This window comes from Microbacterium sp. LS_15 (assembly GCF_041954735.1).
GTDB lineage: Bacteria > Actinomycetota > Actinomycetes > Actinomycetales > Microbacteriaceae > Microbacterium.
The window spans coordinates 805,740-824,136 of the sequence record NZ_JAVAYD010000001.1; the positions used below are offsets into that span (position 1 = coordinate 805,740).

Sequence of the window (18,397 nt, forward strand, 5' to 3'; positions counted from 1 at the left end):
GCTCACTGTGCATGTCCCTTCATCACGTGCCCGCCTTTCATCACCTGGCCGTCCTTCACGACGACGAGAGCCATATCGGGGTCGGCGAACCGGCGCGGATCCTCGAGGGGGTTCTCGCGCCACACGACGAGATCGGCCACCATCCCTTCGCGGATCGTTCCGACCCGGTCGCCCAGTCCGATGATGTCGGCGTTGACGCTCGTCGCGGACACCAGGGCCTGCATGGGCGATTCGATCTCGGCGCGGATGCGCAGCTCGTCCCCCCGTCGCCACTGATCGGGGCCGAGCAGGTCGGAGCCGAGGCCGATCCGCACGCCGACCGCCCTCGCGGCACGGAGCGCGGACGTCATCCGTTCTCGCGTTCCTTCGACCCGGTCTCTCGTCGCCGGGTCGAGATCCATGCTCTCGGTGTCGATCAGCTGCTCCACGACGGCGAACGTGGGCACGAGTGCCACGTCTCTCTCGCGCATGAGGCGCGCGGTCGGCTCGTCGACGTCGGTACCGTGCTCGACACAGCGCACCCCCGCCTCGATCGCGTTGCGGATGCCGGCGTTGTTGTGGGCGTGCACCGTGACATAGGTTCCCCGCGCCTCTGCCTCCTCCACGGCGACCGCGATCTCTGCGGTGGTGAACTGCGTGTCCTCCAGCCGGTCGTTCCCGCCGACCACGCCGCCGGTGACGCACAGCTTGAGGAACGACGCCCCGCGGCGGAACGACTCGCGCACATTGCGGCGCAGCTCGTCGGCGTTTCCCGACATGAGCGAGAGCGCGGCGAGGCCGGGGATGTGATGGGTGTGCCACAGCTCCGTCGGCTCCCACGCGGCTCCGTAGTAGCCGTGGCCTCCCGTCTGGCATTGCACGGGACCGCAGGAGATCACCCGGGGGCCGCGAACCTTCCCCTTGGCGATGACGTCGACGACTCCGCCGTCGATTCCGCCGGTGTCGCGCACCGTGGTGAACCCCGCGTCGAGCGACTGCGACGCCGACGCGAAGATGTCGGCGGCGATCTCGGCCGTCGAGAGGTGGAAACCGAACTGGGCTCTGATCGGACTGGATATCCCCAGGTGGACGTGTGCGTCGATCAACCCGGGCGTCACCAGCTTCCCCTGCAGGTCGACACTCACGACGCCGGCAGGGGCCCGCCCGATCCTGGTGATGGCGCCATCGGTCATGCCGATGTCGGCGCGGAACGGTTCCGCGCCTGACCCGTCCGCCACCAGTCCCCCGCACAACCACCACTCGCTCATGCAGACCCCGTTCGCGCATTTTCCTCAACACTGGTGAGTTACTTGTGCGCTAACGTACTCACCAGTGGTGAAAGTGTCAACGGAGGAACTCATGAGATCACCGGTCGGCGAGGGGCGGGAACGCCTGCTCCAGCAGCTGTTCGCGGAGTTCGGGGAGAACGGTCCCCGCCCCGACCTCTCGATGCGTCAGGTCGCCCAGCGGCTCGGCGTGCATCACACACTGCTCACGTATCACTTCGGTTCCCGGCCCGCGCTTCTCAGCGCCGTGCTCGCGGAGGCACGACGTCGCGACAACCTCATCATCGCGGCCACCGCGGACGGACTCGGCTTCGTGGACCTCTTCCGAGCGATCTGGAGCTTCTACTCCGACGAGGCGCACGACGAACGCAGCCGGGCGTTCTTTCATCTGACCGGACTGGCCGTGTACGAGCGCGGCGCATACGAGGAGTTCGTGTCCGACCTCGACGACCTGACGAGACTGCTCGAAACGGCGGCGGTCCGCGAAGGGCTCTCCGAGCCTGATGCCGCGCAACAGAGCCTCATCGCCACGGCCTGTCTGCGGGGCCTTCTCCTGCAGCGGCTCCTGAGCCCGGCCGCACAGGTGGATGCCGCAGCGGAGCGATTCATCGAGTCGTTCGCGGCGACGACCGGCGTCGATGAGAGAGAAGAGAAGAGATGACCAGGGGGTACTCGCACATCGTCATCGGCGCGGGTGCGATCGGCGCAGCCGCCGCCTACTGGTTGTCCGAACACGGCGCGGATCGTGTGCTCGTGATCGAGCAGTTCGAACTGGTGAACACGCGCGGATCCTCGGGGGATCATTCGCGCATCATCCGCCACGCCTACCACCGGGAGGCCTACACGAAGCTCACGCACGCGATGTTCGATGCATGGAACCAGATCGAGCAGCGGTCAGGGCTGACCCTCTACACGAGAACCGGCGGCCTCGACCTCGCGCCCGCCGGCGGGCCCGGGGCGGCGGAGCTCGAGGGCTACAGATCGGCGATGGATGCCGCGGGCGTCACCTACGAAGACCTCACCGCTGACGAGGTGCGGGAGCGATTCCCTCAGTGGCGCATCTCGGACGACACCGTCGGCCTCTACCAGGACGCCGGCGGCATCCTCGACATCCGCCGATCGGTGTCGGCGCACACCTCTCTGGCGATCAGCAACGGGGTGGAGTTCCTGCCCCATACGACGGCGACGGGTATCGCGGTGCACGACCGCGGTGTCACGGTCACGACGGGCGAGGGCGCATACGACGCGGATCACCTCATCGTGGCCGCGGCGTCGTGGCTCGGAGACCTCATGCCCGATCTCGGCCTGCACTTCCGTCTCACGCTCTCGCAGGAGCAGGTGAGCTACTTCACGGCCCCGAATCTCGCCGACTTCGCACCCGACAGGTTCCCGATCTGGATCCACCACGGCGACGAGGTGCATTACGGCTTCCCCGTCTACGGCGAGGCCGCCGTCAAGATCGCACGCGACATGCGCGGACGCTTGATCACCGGCGATGAACGGGTCTGGGAAGGCGATGATGATGAGGCACGTCTGCTGCACCGCTTCCTCGCCGAGCACCTGCCAGGGGCGGCTGGGCCCAGGCTGCTGAACAAGACCTGCGTCTACGACATGCCCGCCGACCGCGACTTCGTGCTCGATACGCTGCCCGACCACCCGCATGTGGCCGTGTTCAACGGCGCGGGGCACGCCGGCAAGTTCGCGAGCCTCGTCGGACGGATCCTCGCCGACCTCACCACGCGCGGGCACACCGAACACGACATCGAGGCGTTCAGCCTCGATCGGCCGGCGATCACCGATCCCGAGTACGCGCCGGCGTTTCGACTTCTCCCGGTCGGCGAGGAGGCCTGAGGACTCCGTGCGTCGGGCGGACCGGACGTGCAGAAGGCCCGGACCTCTTGCGAGTTCCGGGCCTTTCTCTGGTCGGGCTGACAGGATTTGAACCTGCGACCCCTTGACCCCCAGTCAAGTGCGCTACCAAGCTGCGCCACAGCCCGTTGTCCTGCACTCTCGCGCAGGCAACTCCCCTATCTTAGCCTGACCCGAGCCGCGTCCGCGAACCGGCTGTCGGCCGGGCGTTGCACAGTGTCGGAGGCTCGGCGTAGCGTCGCTGCATGGCGACGATCACGACCGAACTGGCCACGACCGCTCGGTGGAACGACGTGCAGCATGCGCTGACCGGCGGTGGCGATGGCGCCAGCTGTCAGTGCATCTGGCCGATGCTCCGCAACAAGGACTGGAATCAGACCACCACTCCTGAGCGCACCGAAATGTTCCGCGCCGAGATCGACGCGGGCCCGCCACCGGGCATCATCGCGTACGTCGACGGCGAGGCGGCCGGGTGGATCCGCGTCGGTCCGCGTCCCCCGCAGGCACGTCTCGCGCACACACGTGCGATCGCTGCGGCGACGAGCGAACCGTTCGACGACGAGTCGGTATGGGCGATCACCTGCTTCGTCGTGCGCCGAGAGCACCGCGGATCGGGACTCAACCGCGAGCTGCTGCGCGCTGCCGTCGCGTTCGCCCGCGACTCCGGCGCGCGGCTGATCGAGGGATACCCCGTCGACACACGCGGCGAGAAGCAGCACAGCAACGAGCTGTTCCACGGCACACTGAGCACGTTCACCGCGCAAGGCTTCTCCGAGCGAGCGGAACTCAAACCAGGTCGCCCTCTCGTCGCACTCGACCTGTCGGCATGATCCGCGACCTTCCTCCCGGCGCAGGTAGCGTGGACGCATGAGCGACGAGCACCCGACCATCGACGACCCCGACCTCGGCACCCTCAGCCGCGCGACGACCGAGTTGAGCGACGGCACGGTACTCACCCACGACTGGTACGCCGGCGCCGTGACGGTCGACGAGGTCGAACTGGAACTCATGCTCGAGGGAACGACCGCCGACGAAGCGGGCGCGCTCGTCCCGCACGTCCGCGAGACGATCGCGGCCCTCCCCGCATTGCGCCGCCTCGCATCGGATGCCGTCGTCACGGCGTTCAGCACCGGCACGCCCGAGCAGGCCGATCTCGACGCCGCAGCATCCGATCTCACCCTGGAGACGATCGAGGCCTCCGCCGACGGAACCGTCGTCCTGCACCTGATCGACACGTGCGGCGAGCACTTCCCCGAGGGATACTGGCCCGCCGTGCACCTCGGCGCAGACGGCCAGATCACGCAGGTGACAGCCGAGTCCTGACCTGCCCCGCACCATACGATAAGGGGAACCGCCTCGGCGCTCGCCTCTGAACGCGCCTGACCGATCCGCCCCTATGACCATCCGGAGACCCTGTTCATGGACGCCGCACGCATCGACAGCTGGCTGTGGGCCGTGCGCGTGTATAAAACGCGTTCGGCAGCCACGACCGCATGCCGCGCGGGGCACGTGCGCCTGAATGGCGACAAGGTCAAGGCCGCGCAGCACGTCCGCATCGGTGACGAGCTGCGCATCCGCATCGCCGGCTTCGACCGAATTTTGATCGTGCGACAGCTGCTCGTCAAGCGCGTGGGAGCTCCCCTCGCCGCGGCGGCCTACCAGGACCGGACCCCCGAACGTGAGCCCCAGGCGATGATCGGCGTCCGCGACCGCGGCGCAGGACGCCCGACGAAGCGCGAGCGAAGGGACATCGACCGCCTGCGCGGCCGCGGCGACGAGGATGCCGGTATCTTCGGCCTTTGATCCGTTCTCATTCGAATCTTTGTTCTAAAATGGAGGCATGAACCGGCGCTCCGACCTCGACCTCGATCTCGAGGAGCGCCAGCGCCTGCTCGACGCATGGACCGAGAAGAGACGCCGCATCGCCATTCTGGAAGCAGAGGCGTCGGAACTCCTGATCGAGCGGATCGCGATCCACGATGCAGACGTGGCCGAGAGCCCGTTCCACCGCGAGTCCATCTACCGTTCGATGCTGTCGGAGTATTCGGCGGCTGCGCATCTCTCCCGCGGCACCGCCGAGCAGTCGTTCACCGACGCGCGTACGCTGTCGCGCGATCTGCCTTCCGTACGAGCCGCCATCACGGCAGGAACCATCAGCATCGCCCACGTGCGCGAGATCGTTCGCGTCAGCACCGTTGTCGCCGAATCCGTGCGCAACGGAGGAGCGGATGCCGAGACGCTCGCCCTCTTCGAGACCGCGGTGCTCGTGGTCGCCGAGCAGGACACGGCCGCCCGCACGCGCGCCCATGCCAGACAGGTCGCCTCGGCCCTCGTCGGCGAGACCGTCGTCGAACGCCACCGGCGCGCGACGGACGAGCGCTGCGTGAGTGTGCGTTCGGTCGACGACGGGCTGGCTCTGCTCACCGCGGTTCTCCCCGAGTGGATCGCCGTCGCGATCGCGGATCGGCTCACACGCCTGGCACGCGAGGTCGTCCGGGGTCGTGACGGCCGCGAACCGGTGCTCCCCGTGCTCGGCCCCGCCACCGCCGGTGTCGGGGTCGACGAGCTCTCCCCCGACGACCCCCGACTCGACTCCTATGAGCACGGCATCATCCGCAGCGAAGGCGGCATCTTCACGACCGACCCTCTGACCGATCCCCGCAGCGCGGCGATTGAGCACCTTCCCTCCGACGAACGGACGCTCGATCAGATCCGTGCCGACCTTCTCGCCGATCTGCTGCTGGCCGCGATTCCTAGTGAGGCGCTCGGGACGGGTCTCGACGCCATCCACCCTCGGATCCAGGTCACGGTCGCCGCCAGCACGCTCGCCGGCGCGGATGACCGGCCCGCAGAGCTCGATGGATATGGACCGCTCGACCCCGACATCGCCCGCGCGCTGGCTGGACGCCACACCGGATGGTCTCGCCTGTTCCTCGATCCGAGTGGCCTCGTCGTCGAGTCAGATACGTATACGCCGACAGAAGCGATGCGCCGGTTCCTCCGGGCACGCGATCAGCACTGTCGATTCCCAGGGTGTCGGATGCCGGTGCACCGGTGCGAGATCGATCACAACCACGATCATGCGCGCGGCGGCAGAACGCGCCTCGACAACCTCAGTCACCTCTGCACGACCCACCATTCGCTGAAGCAGCCCGATGTCCATGATCGGCATCGGTGGACGGCACAGCAGGGTCCGGGCGGCGAGGTCACCTGGACGAGTCCGCTCGGCCGCGAATACACCGACCCGCCGCGACGCCGGGTGATGTTCGTATGACGCGGCGCGGTCCGGGGCGCGTGCGTCAGGCGCGGGGCGACGGGGCGATCGTGGAGACGAGCACGATGTGGCTCGCAGCGATCAGCGCGAGCGCGATGACGAAGATCACGGCGAAGATGGGGATCATCGCGATGGGGAAGACCATGAGGAAGAGCGCGTTGACGACGGAGACGATCGCCGCGGAGCGCACTGCGCGACGAGTCACCGCTCCCGGCACGGCCACGCCGGGGAGCGGCTTCTCTCCGACGTGTGTGCGACCAGCAGCACCGACGGCCGCCCCCGCACCCGACCCTACGTGTGCGCCTCGGTCTGGGTCTGTCCTCGCAGACGCCCCCGCCTCCGCGTCTGCGTCTGCCTCCGTCCTCGCGCCCGCGTCCGCGACGACGACCCGCGGGGCGCCGTCGTCAGTACCCGCCCCTGCACCGTGCGCTTGCGGGCGTCCTCCGCGAATCTCCGCCCACGCACCGGTCCGCGTCGCCTGCACGATCGCGACGCCGAGAAAGACGAGCGACAGCAGGAACGCGGCGAACGACACCGGACTGCTGACCGGCGAGAGCAGGAAGCGCAACGGGAAGTACTCGTCATCGCCGAAGAAGAACAGATGCAGGGCCACGGTTCCGATCACGGCGGCTGTCGCGCCGACCACATCACCGACCCTGTCGGTGGCACGTGATCGCAGCCGTCGCCTCATCGAGTCGCCCGCCCCATGCCGCGAAGCCAGCCCGCGGAGCGCACCTGCGCCGCGCCGGCGGCCGACACGCGCTCCCGCAGCTCACGGTCGCTCGTCACCGCCACCACGTACTCCCCCAGCGCGACCCGACGCTCTACCTCGGCGACGATCGCATCGTCGCCCGCCGCCTCCGCCGTAACTACCGAGACGACGCCCGCGGGCAGGAGGGCGTCCGACTCACCCACGTCCGGGGCGTCCATACCTCGGGCAGCGCCCTCCACGACGAACGCGACGGGAGGGAACCACGACGTGCCGCCGAGATTCAGATCGTCGGCACCCACCGACAATCCGTTCAGCTCATCGGCGAGCCGGGTCGCCGCACCAGCGCGGTCCTTCCACCAACCGTCCGGCACCGAGCCCACCACGTTCGCCGCATCGACGACCACGGTCGGACGGACGTCGAGAAGCTCCCGCAAGACCGGCCATGCGTTCCCGAAGCCCGGGTGCAGCGGCCGCGACGATACCTCGTCGAGCGGCACCCACTCCAGCGCGACGCTCTCGGGGTCGCTGATCACCGGTTCGAAGGGCACGACGACATCAGCGACGACGGTGGTGTACGACCAGATTCCGAGGTCGAGCACACTCGTGAACCTCGGGCGCACCGAGGCATCCGGCACCCCGGCCTCCTCTTGCGCTTCCCGCACCGCTCCGAGGATCGCACTCTCCCCCTCATGCAGCGCGCCGCCAGGCAGACCCCAGGTCCCCCCGAAGTGGCTCCAGGCCACGCGGTGCTGCAACAGGATCCCGCGCTCCGCATCCACGGCGAGCAGTCCTGCGGCACCGAAGCGCCCCCAGTACTTCTCCCCGCTCGGGGCCACGACCCAGGCGTCACCGGGATTGCGGGGCCCGTCCGGGCGACGCGGTTCGCCGGCGGCAGGAGGAACGACAGTCACCCCCTCAGCCTTTCACAGCATCCGGGCATCGGCACCCGCGCCGGTCACATGCGGGAACAGCGACGGGCCGCCCGCGGGAAGCGGACGGCCCGTCGAGGTTCGACGACTAGCGCTGGCGCTTCTCGCGGACGCGCATGTTGACGACGATGGGCGTTCCCTCGAACTCGTACAGCTCGCGCAGGCGACGCTGGATGAAGCGACGGTAGCCGGGGTCGAGGAACCCGGTCGTGAACAGCACGAACGTCGGCGGGCGGGTCGACGCCTGCGTCCCGAAGAGGATGCGCGGCTGCTTGCCGCCGCGCAGCGGATGCGGGTGCTCGGCCACGAGCTCCGCGAGGAAGGCGTTGAACTTGCCCGTGGGGATGCGGCGATCCCAGTTCTCCAGAGCGGTCTCGAGCGCCGGCACGAGCTTGTCGAGGTGACGACCGGTCTTCGCCGAGATGTTGACCCGCGGGGCCCAGGCGACGTGCGCGAGGTCCTGCTCGATCTCGCGCTCGAGGTACCGACGGCGGTCGGCGTTCTCGAGGTCGAGGTCGTTCAGGCGGTCCCACTTGTTGAAAGCGAGCACCAGGGCACGGCCCGACTCGAGCACGAGGTCGATGATGCGCACGTCCTGCTCGCTGATCGTCTCCGACACATCGAGCACGACGACCGCGACCTCGGCCTTCTCGAGCGCGGCGGACGTCCGCAGCGACGCGTAGAAGTCGGCGCCCTGCGCCATGTGCACTCGGCGACGGATACCGGCGGTGTCGACGAGCGTCCACAGCTTGCCGCCGAGCTCGACGATCTCGTCGACCGGGTCGCGCGTGGTGCCGGCGAGGTCGTTCACGACCACGCGCTCCTCGCCCGCAGCCTTGTTCAGCAGCGAGGACTTGCCGACGTTCGGACGCCCGAGGATGGCGACGCGGCGTGGGCCGCCGATCTCCGCCTTCGCGACGGCCGAGACGTCCGGCAGCTTCTTCAGCACGGCGTCCAGCAGGTCGGCGACGCCGCGACCGTGGATCGCCGAGACCGGGTGCGGCTCGCCGAGACCGAGGTTCCACAGCGCGGCGGCCTCGGGCTCCTGGCGGCTGTCGTCGATCTTGTTGGCGACGAGGAAGACCGGCTTGCCGCTCTTGCGCAGCAGCTTCACGACGTGCTCGTCGGTGGAGGTGGCGCCGACCATCGCGTCGACGACGAAGAGAACGACGTCCGACAGGTCGATGGCGACCTCGGCCTGCGCGGCCACGGAACGGTCGATGCCCTTCGCGTCGGGCTCCCACCCGCCGGTGTCGACGAGCGTGAAGCGACGGTCGTTCCACTCGGCCTTGTACGTCACGCGGTCGCGCGTGACACCAGGGGTGTCCTCCACGACGGCCTCACGGCGACCGAGGATGCGGTTCACGAGAGCGGACTTGCCGACGTTCGGGCGCCCCACGATCGCCACGACGGGCAACGCGGGCAGGAATTGGATGCCGTCCTCGCCGAGCGTCACACCGGCGAGGAGCGCGGCATCCTCGTCGTCGAGCTCGTAGTCGGCGAGACCGGCGCGCAGAGTCTCCGCGCGCTGTTCGGCCAGCTCCTCGTCGAGTGCGTCCATCTTCTCGGCGAGCTGGTCGGGGCCGCCTTCGTATTCGTCGTCAGCCACGGTGTGCTCCTCGGAGTCGTTCGATCACCGCGAGTACGGCGTCGATGGTCTGGGGGAAATCGAGCGCGGTCGAGTCGACGACCTCGACGCCATCCGCGGCGTTGAGGAAGTCGACGACCGCGCTGTCTGAGGCGTCGCGCTTGTGCAGGGCCTCGGCGACGGCCTGGGCGCTCTCGCCCGCGAGCTCACCGGCACGGCGCGCTGCACGCACCTCGGGCGCGGCGGTGAGCAGGATCCGAACGGGCGCGTCGGGCGCGACGACGGTGGTGATGTCACGGCCCTCCACGACGACGGCCGGGTAGGGAGCCTCGGCGACGAGCGTGCGGAACAGACGGTTGACCTGCTCGCGCACCTCGGGCACGCGCGCGACGCCGCTCACGGCGCCGGACACCCGAGACTCCCTGATCGCATCGGTGACGTCGGCGTCGCCGACGAGCACCGTGCGGTCGTCGGGGTCGAGCCCCAGCCGGACCGGGAAGTCGGATGCTGCGACGCGCACCGAATTCGCATCATCGGTGTCCGCACCGCGGTCGAGGACGTGCCAGGCGAGGGCCCGATAGGCCGATCCCGTGTCGAGGTAGCCGAACCCGAGCCGTCGGGCGACCGCCTTGGACACACTGGACTTGCCGGACCCCGCGGGGCCGTCGATCGCGATGAAGTCAGTCATTGGTCGTCCCTGCAATCCGCCAGCCGCGTTCCTGGAGTCCGGTGATCGCACCGTGCAGCGCTGCAGGATCGACGGCGATCTCGGCGAGGCCGAACTGCGCACCGGGCGAGTGCTCGAGACGCAGATCCTCGACGTTGACACCGAGCTCGCCCAGCTCTCCGAACAGTCGCCCGAGCTGGCCGGCGGTGTCGTCGATCATGACGACGAGGCTCTCGAAGCGACGGTTCTGGCCGTGTTTGCCCGGCAGGCGCTCGACACCGTCGTTTCCCTGCTTGATCGTCTCCGCGACCACCCGCCGTGCACCGGGGGCGTCCGGAGCCCGCAGCGCATCCGACACCTCGCGGAGGTCGTCTGCCAGCGCGTCGAGGATCTCCACGACCGGTCCGGCGTTCGCGCCGAGGATCTGTACCCACAGCTCGGGCGCGGATGCCGCGATGCGCGTCGTGTCGCGCACCCCCTGGCCCGACAGACGCAGCGCGCCCTCGTCGGCGACGGCGAGCCGCGCGGCGAGCAGACTCGCGACGACCTGCGGCACGTGCGATGTGAGCGCGACCGACCGGTCGTGCTCCTCCGGTGTCATCTCGATAGGCATGGCGCCGACGTCCAAAGCGAGAGCCTCGACGAGAGCGAGGTCGGAGGCCTTGGTGTCCTCGTCTCGGCAGACGACCCACGGTCGACCGATGAACAGGTCGGCTCGCGCGGAGATCGCTCCGCCGCGCTCCCGACCGGCGAGCGGGTGTGAGCCGATGTAGCGGGTGATGTCGACGCCGCGCTTCTGCAGGGCGGCGAACGGCTCCAGCTTCACGCTCGCGACATCCGTGACGACGGCCTCGGGGAATCGTGCGAGCTCCGCCTCGATCACATCCGCAGTGACGTCGGGCGGTACGGCCACCACGACGAGCGCGGGGGTGTCGGCATCCGTCGCAGCTCGACCGGCACCGTAGTCGATCGCGAGACGCAGCTGAGCCGGAGACGTGTCGGCGAGCACGACGTCGACGCCCTTCGCCCGGAGGGCGTGTCCGATGCTCGCGCCGAGCAGGCCGGCGCCGACGATACGCACGGTGCCCGACAGACGGGTCGCGACGCGCGGCGCGGACACGCCGGTCGTCGACGCCCCGCCGGGCGCACTCGTCGTCTCGGTCACTCGTTCTCCTGCTGCTCGCCTGGCGCCGCGGCGACACCGGAATCACGGCGCGCCAGAGTCAGCAGCGCACCGAGTTCGATTTTAGTCAGTTCACGCGTGCGGCCGGCCGGGAGGGTTCCCAGGTGCAGCGGGCCGAACTGGCGGCGAACGAGCTCGGTGACGGGATGTCCCACTGCCGCCATCATGCGACGCACGATCCGGTTGCGACCGGAGTGCAGAGTCAGCTCGACGAGGCTCGACCCGCGAGAGGTGTCGAGCAGCCGCGCCTTGTCGGCGACGATCGGGCCGTCCTCCAGCTCGATCCCCTTCGTGAGCTTCGAGATCGTCTGCGCCGTGACCGCTCCGTCGACCTTGGCGATGTACACCTTGGTGACGCCGAACGACGGGTGCGCGAGGACGTGGGCGAGCTCGCCGTCGTTCGTGAGCACGAGCAGACCGCTGGTCTCGGCGTCGAGGCGGCCGACGTTGTACAGGCGCTCCTCGAAGTCCTTCGTGAAACGGCGGAGGTCGGGGCGGCCGCTCTCGTCGCGCATGCTGCTGACGACACCCGTCGGCTTGTTGAGCATGACGTAGCGCTTGGACACGTCGAGCTGCACGGCCGTCCCGTCGACGTCGACGAGATCGGTCTCGGGGTCGATGCGCGTTCCCAGCTCGGTCACGGTGCGGCCGTTCACACGGATCCGCCCCTCGACGATGTACTGCTCCACGACCCGGCGGGATGCGACCCCCGCCGCGGCGAGCACCTTCTGCAGTCGGACGCCCTCGGGTGCGCTGTCGGGGGAAAAGCCGGTCATCGGACCACTCCTTCATCGGAACAGGATCGTGCACTGCCGCGGTCGCCAACGGAGATACGGTGCCTGCTCACCGGACCACTCCTTCATCGAAACCATCGGCGCCGTCGTCGAGCAGCGGCGAGATCGGGGGCAGCTCGTCGAGCGAGTTGATCCCGAGGTGCTGCAGCAGCGCGTCGGTGGTGCCGTAGTTGATCGCGCCCGTCTCCGAGTCGGCGAAGAGCTCGGTGATCAGTCCTCGTGCGAGGAGCGTGCGCACGACCGAATCGACGTTGACGGCCCGGATCGACGCCACCTGGCTGCGCGTGACGGGCTGCTTGTAGGCGATGACCGCGAGGGTCTCGAGAGCCGCCTGCGACAGCCGTGCGGGCGCCTGACCGCCGACGAACTCGGCGACGAGGGAGTCGTGGTCCTCCCGCACGTACAGACGCCAGCCACCGCCTACCTCGCGCAGCTCGAAGCCGCGCCGCGGACCGGCACCCCGGCCGTCGTAGTCCTCGACCAGCGCCTCGATCGTCTGTCGTACGGCCGGCACCGGCGATCCGACGGCCGCAGCCAAGGCGACAAGGCCGATGGGCTCGTCGATGATCAGCAGGATCGCCTCGATCCGCTCGGCAAGCGGGGTCTCGGTGGGAGCCGTCCGGTCCACCGCCTCCTGCTCGGTCGGTCCGGTCAGGTCATCGGTCATAGTCGGCCCCCAGGCTCGCGAGTGTCTCGTCCGACCAGGAGTCGGCGGCCCAGCGCAGCGTCAGCTCGCCGAGCGGTTCCAGTTGTTCGAAGCTCAGCGCAGCGTGCCGGTACAGCTCCAGCACGGAGATGAACCGGGCCACGACGATGCCCGGTTCGCGGATGCCGGACACCAGCTCGCGGAAGCTCAGCGACTCCGTGCCGCGCAGCAGCGTGACGACGATCGCCGCCTGTTCGCGGATGCTGACGAGCGGAGCGTGCAGATGGTCGAGGCCGACGTGCGGGATCTCCTTCGGCGCGAAGGCCAGCAGAGCGAGAGCCGCGAAGTCGTCGACGCTCAGCGACCACACGAGCTCGGGGGTCTGCGTGCGGTGCTTCTCGTCGAGCCTGACCGCCCTGACGTGCCGGCGATCCTCCCGCTGCAGACAGCGGGCGAACCACGCCGACACCTCCTTGAAGGCGCGGTACTGCAGCAGCCGCGCGAACAGCAGGTCGCGCGCTTCGAGGAGAGCCACGGCCTCGGCATCCACCAGCTCTCCCTGCGGGAGGAGTCCGGCGACCTTCATGTCGAGGAGGGTGGCTGCGACGACGAGGAACTCCGATGCCTGATCGAGTTCCTCCTCGTCGTCGAGGTGCTGCAGGTAGGCGATGAACTCGTTCGTGACCGCGCTCAGCGAGACCTCGGTGATGTCCATCTCGTGCTTCGAGATGAGGTTCAGCAGCAGGTCGAACGGTCCGTCGAAGTTCGACAGCGAGACCCGGAACCCCGCCTCGGACTCGGCCGAAGCCGGCTCGGATGCCGCGGCTGTCGCCTCGTCCGGTTCGACGGACGCGAGCGTCTCGGGGGTCTCGTCAGGCGACGGCGCCACGGGCGACCAGCTCCCGCGCCAGCCGCAGGTACGCCTGGGCGGCGGCGTGCTCCGGAGCGAACTCGGTGATGGGGACGCCGGAGACGGACGCGTCGGGGAACTTCACGGTCCGACCGATGACGGTCTCGAGCACGTCGTCGCCGAACGCCTCGACCACACGCTCCAGCACCTCGCGCGAGTGCAGCGTGCGCGGGTCGTACATCGTCGCGAGCAGTCCGTCCATGGTGATGGACGGGTTCAGACGGTCGCGCACCTTGTCGATCGTCTCGATCAGCAGAGCGACGCCGCGAAGCGCGAAGAACTCGCACTCGAGCGGGATGATGACGCCGTGAGCGGCGGTCAACGCGTTCACCGTCAGCAGCCCGAGAGACGGCTGGCAGTCGATGAGGATGACGTCGTACTCCCCCGCGACCTGACGCAGCACCCGCGCGAGGATCGTCTCGCGGGCGACCTCGTTGACGAGGTGCACCTCCGCGGCCGAGAGATCGATGTTCGCGGGCATGACGTCGAGGCCGTCGACGCTCGTGTGCACGATCGCCTCATGCGCATCGCGCTTGGTGTCGAGCAGCAGATCGTAGATCGTCGTCACGTCGTGCGTCTGGATGCCGAGACCCGCCGACAGGGCGCCCTGCGGGTCGAAGTCGACGGCGAGCACCTTGCGGCCGTACTCCGCCAGGGCTGCGGCGAGGTTGATCGACGTCGTGGTCTTGCCCACGCCGCCCTTCTGGTTACAGAGGGCGATGATCCGAGCCGGTCCGTGCGAGGCCAGCGGCTCAGGGGTGGGGAACCCGTGATACGGCCGGCCGGTCGGTCCGAGGGGTGTCTCGTCGGCCTTCCGTGCCTTCGCCCTGGACTTCGCCGCTTTCTCCGCCACCGCTTCTCCTGCTCCCTCGTGCTTGGTCGATTGTAGCGGCAGGCGTGCGGCGGAGCCCCCTCGCCGCGCGGCGCGCGGGGAAGGACCCTGGTGAACGCCCCGATCACCCGCCCCGCAGAGCTGCGACCGGTTCGATCCGCGCGGCGCGCCGAGCGGGGTACCAGCCCGACCCCCAGCCGACCAGAGCGCCGAGGAATGCTCCCGCGACGGCGACCAGCGGATCCGTGACCGGCGTCCAGCCCTGCACCGCGGCGACGATGATCACGGCGACCACCCCGAGAGCGGAGCCGATGAGACCGCCGATGAACCCGATGACGATCGACTCGACCATGAACTGCGCGCCGATCTGACGCCGCGTGGCACCCAGCGCGCGGCGCAGGCCGATCTCCCCGATCCGCTCCATGACCGACAGCAGGGTGACGTTCGCGATGCCGAGACCTCCCGCCAGGAGGGCGATGACCCCGAGGATGAGGAACACGACGTTGACGTCGGCCTGGACGCTCTGGCTGAGATCGGACGATCCGGACGGCGCGCGGGCTTCGAGGCTCTCCGGGTCGTCGGGCGCGAGCGCCAGCACGCTCTGCTCGGCGACCTGCGGTCCCGCGCCGACGGCGATCCTGATGTCGAGCTCCGACGGCGCTTCGAGTCCGAAGTCGGCTCTGGCCGAACCGGTCGGGATGATCACGGCATCCAGGAGCTCGCTGCGTCGGTCCATGCCGTCGACGACCCCGACCACCGCGTACGCCACGCCCGCGATGAAGACGGAGGGCTGAGAGTCGACGCGGTTGATGCCCATGCGCTCTGCCAGACGGGTGCCGAGCACGGCGACGCGGTCGGCCCGCTGGTCGTGACCGCTGTCGAAGAACCGCCCGGTGACGAGCCCGCCCTCCGCGGTGTCGAGCAGTTCGGCGGATGCCGAGAACAGACGAGGCGAGGCGACCGCTGCTGCCGCCGGGTCGTTGACGGGCACCGCAGTGATCGTCTCGCCCTCCGCGAGCTCCACCTCGCCGAGCAGCGTCGCGCTCTCGACTCCGGCCAGCAGTTCGACGCGGACGGGCGAGTCCCAGGGCAGACGCCCCGCGGCCACGCTCTTGTTCTGCGACCCCGATTGCGCCTCCGCCGCCTGCACGACCACGCGGGTCGCTGCTGCGCCGTCGAACTGGCTCGCGATCTGAGCCGCCGCCGTCTGCGCGAATCCGACGGTCGCGACGAGGGAGGCGATGCCGAGCACGGTGCCCAGGATCGTCATGACGAGCCGTGCCGGGCGCGAACCGATGTCGGAGGTGGCTTCGGCGACCAGATCCTGGAACGTGAAGCGGTCCGCATGAGCCACCCCGGCGACGAGGGAGGTCGGTCCGTCCTCGACGACGGGCTCCGCGGCGTCGTCCGCCGGCCGTCTGCGCCACGGCATCCGGATCACAGTTCGCTCAATCGGCCGTCGGCGATGCGGATGCAGCGGCGTGCCCGCCGCGCGACCCCGTCGTCGTGCGTGATGACGACGAGCGTGAGTCCGTCGTCGTTGAGCTCTTCGAACAGCGACATCACCTCGCCCGAGGTCCGCTGATCGAGGTTGCCGGTGGGCTCGTCGGCGAGGAGGAGCCGTGGCCCGCTGACGACGGCCCTCGCCACGGCGACACGTTGCCGTTCGCCGCCGGACAGAGAGTTCGGCAGGAAGTCGACCCGATGACCGAGACCCACTCTCTGCAAGGCGTCCCGCGCCCGGGACTCGCGCTCGCGACGCGGAACCCCGCTGTAGAGCATGGGCATCAGCACGTTGTCGAGCACGCTGCGGCGCGGCAGCAGGTGGAACGACTGGAAGACGAACCCGATGAAGCGGGCACGTACGGCGGCCCTCCCGTCGTCCGACAGATCACCCGTGAGAGAGCCGGCCAGACGATACTCGCCGACGCTGGGTCGGTCGAGGAGTCCGAGGATATTCAGCATCGTCGACTTGCCCGAGCCGCTGGGCCCGACGATCGAGAGATAGTCGCCCGGGGCGATCGAGAGCGTGGCTCCCTTGAGCGCCTGCACCTCCGGTGGGCCGGGAAACGACCTCGTGACGTCTCTGAGCTCGACGAGCGGCCCGGCCTGCAGGGCATCCGGCGCCGCCGACGCGGACTCGGTGAGCGACGTCACTCGCCGACCACCACGAGCTCGCCCTCCTCGAGGTCACCGTCGACGGGCGTCACCTCCACCGCGCCTTTGGCCGCGAGTCCTGTCTCCACGACGACGAGGCGCGTCTTGGCGTCCTCTCCGTCGCGGGGATCGGACTCGACGACCTGCACGCGCGACTCCCCGCCCGGGCCGGCGGTGAGGGCTGCGAGCGGCACGGAGAGCACGTCGCCGTCGGTCGCGCCCACGGCGATCCGGACCCGCACGTTGCTGTCCTGCAGCGCGGTGATCTGCTCCGGCGTGAGCGGATCCGGTTCGAACAGCACCTCCCACCGCGCCTTGCTGTCCTTGCCGGGCGTGAGCTCCGACACGACCGCGCGGTGCTCGGTGCCGTCCGGCAGCTCGAAGATCCCCTCGGAGCCGACCTCTAGCAGCCGGGCGTCCGCCTCGGCAGCCGCGCCCGTCAGTCGAACGGTCGCACCGGAGACCGTCATCACCGGACCCGAGATCGTCGTGCCGCGCTTGACCTCGACAGCGTCGACGCGACGCGGGAGCTCTGTGAGGAAGAGCACCTCGCTGGAGGGCAGGTACGGGAGCACGCTCTGCCGAGCGCTCTCGAGAGCCTGATTCGCGGAGTCGACCTGTGCCCGTGCGGCGTCCAGTGCGGCCCTCTCGGCGCCGGTGTTCTTCGCGGCCCACAGCTGATCGCGCTCCAGACGGGCTGTCTGCAGATCCCACTCCGCCTGCTGGACGGTCGAGGCCCCTTCGACGCCGTTCCGTGCGTCGGCCAGCGCCTGCTCGGCCTTGGCGACGGCGACATCGGCCTGGAAGCTCTCGACCTTCGACGGCCCCGCGCCAGCTGCGGTGAGCTCCTGCTGGGCGCGGGAGACCTCGCTCTTGGCCGAGCGCACCCCCTCCTCTGCGGACCGCACGGCATCCTCCGCCCCCTCCTCGGGGGCGGGCAGCGGGTACCCCGCCTGCGCGTAGAGCTGGCCGACCGCGTTGGCCGTCGCCTGGTCGAAGAGGTTCGACGACACGTCCCCTGCATCGATGCCCACGCTGACGAGGGCCTGCTTCAGCTGCAGCACGTCCGGACCGGACACGCCGACCCGGAGCGTCCGGTACGAGGGCAGCTCGCCGGGGAGCACGATCACGGGTCGGCCCTCGATCTCGAGGGCGATGGACAGCGGCGACAGGGTGGCGCCGACCTCGGGAACGGCCCCGGTCACGACGCTCCCTCCCCCGGTGGTGTCGATGCTCACCTCGACGGCATCCGCATACCCGACGTCCGCACGCAGGGTGACGTCGTTGCTCAGCGGACCGAACTCGACCGGCACGGTGACCAGGCCGGGGTCAGGCGCCTCGCTCGCCTCCGCCGGTGCGATCAGGAAGCGCCCGACGAGGAGGCCTGCGATCAGGCTGACCACCGCGCACAGCGCGACGATCCACAGGGTCCGATTGCCCCGGAGGATGCGGCCCCATCCACTCACCCGAGAGGTCGCCGTGGCCCCGCCGCCGTCCTCGGCGGCGAGGTCGTCGTGCTCGGGAAGGAGTTCGGCAGGCAGTTCGGTCGTCGGAGTCTCGTCGTCCCTCAT

19 protein-coding genes and 1 tRNA gene are annotated in these 18,397 nt (G+C 69.5%); 6 read left to right on the top strand and 14 right to left on the bottom strand.

All coding sequences use genetic code 11. The features are described 5' to 3' along the window. Window positions 1-2: 2 nt before the first annotated feature. The gene (locus RAC69_RS03955) at window positions 3-1,247 is read right to left on the bottom strand and encodes an amidohydrolase family protein (RefSeq protein WP_375085231.1); all 1,245 of its coding nucleotides are present in this window, start codon (window positions 1,245-1,247) and stop codon (window positions 3-5) included. A 91-nt stretch (window positions 1,248-1,338) separates the two neighbouring features. Between RAC69_RS03955 and RAC69_RS03960 the strand changes: the two genes are divergently transcribed. Together RAC69_RS03960 and solA are read left to right on the top strand one after the other, a co-directional pair. After that, window positions 1,339-1,926, top strand: a complete 588-nt coding sequence (locus RAC69_RS03960; RefSeq protein ID WP_375085233.1) for a TetR/AcrR family transcriptional regulator — start codon at window positions 1,339-1,341, stop codon at window positions 1,924-1,926. Then, window positions 1,923-3,116, top strand: coding sequence for an N-methyl-L-tryptophan oxidase (gene solA / locus RAC69_RS03965; RefSeq protein WP_375085234.1), 1,194 nt, complete (start codon window positions 1,923-1,925; stop codon window positions 3,114-3,116). Before RAC69_RS03960 ends, solA begins: the two co-directional genes overlap by 4 nt. Before the next feature lie 69 nt (window positions 3,117-3,185). Here the strand turns inward: solA and RAC69_RS03970 are convergent. Next, window positions 3,186-3,262, bottom strand: a tRNA-Pro gene (locus tag RAC69_RS03970). Window positions 3,263-3,379: 117 nt separating this feature from the next. Here RAC69_RS03970 and RAC69_RS03975 point away from each other — a divergent pair. From RAC69_RS03975 to RAC69_RS03990, 4 genes are all read left to right on the top strand, one after another. Beyond that, window positions 3,380-3,964 (top strand): GNAT family N-acetyltransferase, encoded by a 585-nt coding sequence (locus RAC69_RS03975; protein ID WP_375085236.1) that lies wholly within the window; start codon window positions 3,380-3,382, stop codon window positions 3,962-3,964. Window positions 3,965-4,001: 37 nt separating this feature from the next. Further along, window positions 4,002-4,457 (top strand): hypothetical protein, encoded by a 456-nt coding sequence (locus RAC69_RS03980; protein ID WP_375085238.1) that lies wholly within the window; start codon window positions 4,002-4,004, stop codon window positions 4,455-4,457. A 96-nt stretch (window positions 4,458-4,553) separates the two neighbouring features. Next, on the top strand, window positions 4,554-4,937 hold the full coding sequence (locus RAC69_RS03985; protein ID WP_375085239.1) for an RNA-binding S4 domain-containing protein: 384 nt from the start codon (window positions 4,554-4,556) through the stop codon (window positions 4,935-4,937). A gap of 37 nt (window positions 4,938-4,974) precedes the next feature. Next, window positions 4,975-6,408, top strand: a complete 1,434-nt coding sequence (locus tag RAC69_RS03990; protein ID WP_375085241.1) for a DUF222 domain-containing protein — start codon at window positions 4,975-4,977, stop codon at window positions 6,406-6,408. Window positions 6,409-6,433: 25 nt separating this feature from the next. On the opposite strand, the gene RAC69_RS03995 is transcribed toward RAC69_RS03990, so the two are convergent. The 12 genes from RAC69_RS03995 to RAC69_RS04050 form a co-directional block, all read right to left on the bottom strand. Then, window positions 6,434-7,054, bottom strand: a complete 621-nt coding sequence (locus RAC69_RS03995; protein ID WP_375085243.1) for a hypothetical protein — start codon at window positions 7,052-7,054, stop codon at window positions 6,434-6,436. A 41-nt stretch (window positions 7,055-7,095) separates the two neighbouring features. Continuing rightward, window positions 7,096-8,031, bottom strand: a complete 936-nt coding sequence (locus tag RAC69_RS04000; protein WP_375085244.1) for an NUDIX domain-containing protein — start codon at window positions 8,029-8,031, stop codon at window positions 7,096-7,098. Between the two features lie 106 nt (window positions 8,032-8,137). Then, entirely contained in the window at window positions 8,138-9,610 is a 1,473-nt protein-coding gene (der, locus tag RAC69_RS04005; RefSeq protein ID WP_251588903.1) for a ribosome biogenesis GTPase Der, read from the bottom strand. A gap of 40 nt (window positions 9,611-9,650) precedes the next feature. Further along, window positions 9,651-10,325, bottom strand: coding sequence for a (d)CMP kinase (gene cmk, locus RAC69_RS04010; protein WP_375085245.1), 675 nt, complete (start codon window positions 10,323-10,325; stop codon window positions 9,651-9,653). Then, window positions 10,318-11,424: a prephenate dehydrogenase gene (locus tag RAC69_RS04015; protein WP_375085306.1), complete on the bottom strand. Its 1,107-nt coding sequence runs from the start codon at window positions 11,422-11,424 to the stop codon at window positions 10,318-10,320. The genes cmk and RAC69_RS04015 overlap by 8 nt, the downstream gene beginning before the upstream one ends. A 41-nt stretch (window positions 11,425-11,465) precedes the next feature. Then, window positions 11,466-12,263, bottom strand: coding sequence for a pseudouridine synthase (locus tag RAC69_RS04020; protein ID WP_375085246.1), 798 nt, complete (start codon window positions 12,261-12,263; stop codon window positions 11,466-11,468). Between the two features lie 67 nt (window positions 12,264-12,330). After that, window positions 12,331-12,948, bottom strand: a complete 618-nt coding sequence (scpB, locus tag RAC69_RS04025; RefSeq protein ID WP_375085247.1) for an SMC-Scp complex subunit ScpB — start codon at window positions 12,946-12,948, stop codon at window positions 12,331-12,333. Beyond that, complete coding sequence (locus RAC69_RS04030) at window positions 12,938-13,816, bottom strand: segregation and condensation protein A (protein WP_375085249.1); 879 nt, start codon at window positions 13,814-13,816, stop codon at window positions 12,938-12,940. The genes scpB and RAC69_RS04030 overlap by 11 nt, the downstream gene beginning before the upstream one ends. After that, a complete protein-coding gene (locus RAC69_RS04035; protein WP_096715719.1) occupies window positions 13,800-14,690 on the bottom strand; it encodes a ParA family protein in 891 nt (296 codons plus the stop codon). Before RAC69_RS04035 ends, RAC69_RS04030 begins: the two co-directional genes overlap by 17 nt. 103 nt (window positions 14,691-14,793) lie before the next feature. Beyond that, complete coding sequence (locus RAC69_RS04040) at window positions 14,794-16,101, bottom strand: ABC transporter permease (RefSeq protein WP_375085251.1); 1,308 nt, start codon at window positions 16,099-16,101, stop codon at window positions 14,794-14,796. 5 nt (window positions 16,102-16,106) lie between these two features. After that, window positions 16,107-16,826 carry an ABC transporter ATP-binding protein gene (locus RAC69_RS04045; protein ID WP_375085253.1) on the bottom strand — a complete coding sequence of 240 codons (720 nt, stop codon included), beginning with the start codon at window positions 16,824-16,826 and terminating at the stop codon, window positions 16,107-16,109. Next, window positions 16,823-18,397, bottom strand: coding sequence for a hypothetical protein (locus RAC69_RS04050; RefSeq protein ID WP_375085255.1), 1,575 nt, complete (start codon window positions 18,395-18,397; stop codon window positions 16,823-16,825). The genes RAC69_RS04045 and RAC69_RS04050 overlap by 4 nt, the downstream gene beginning before the upstream one ends.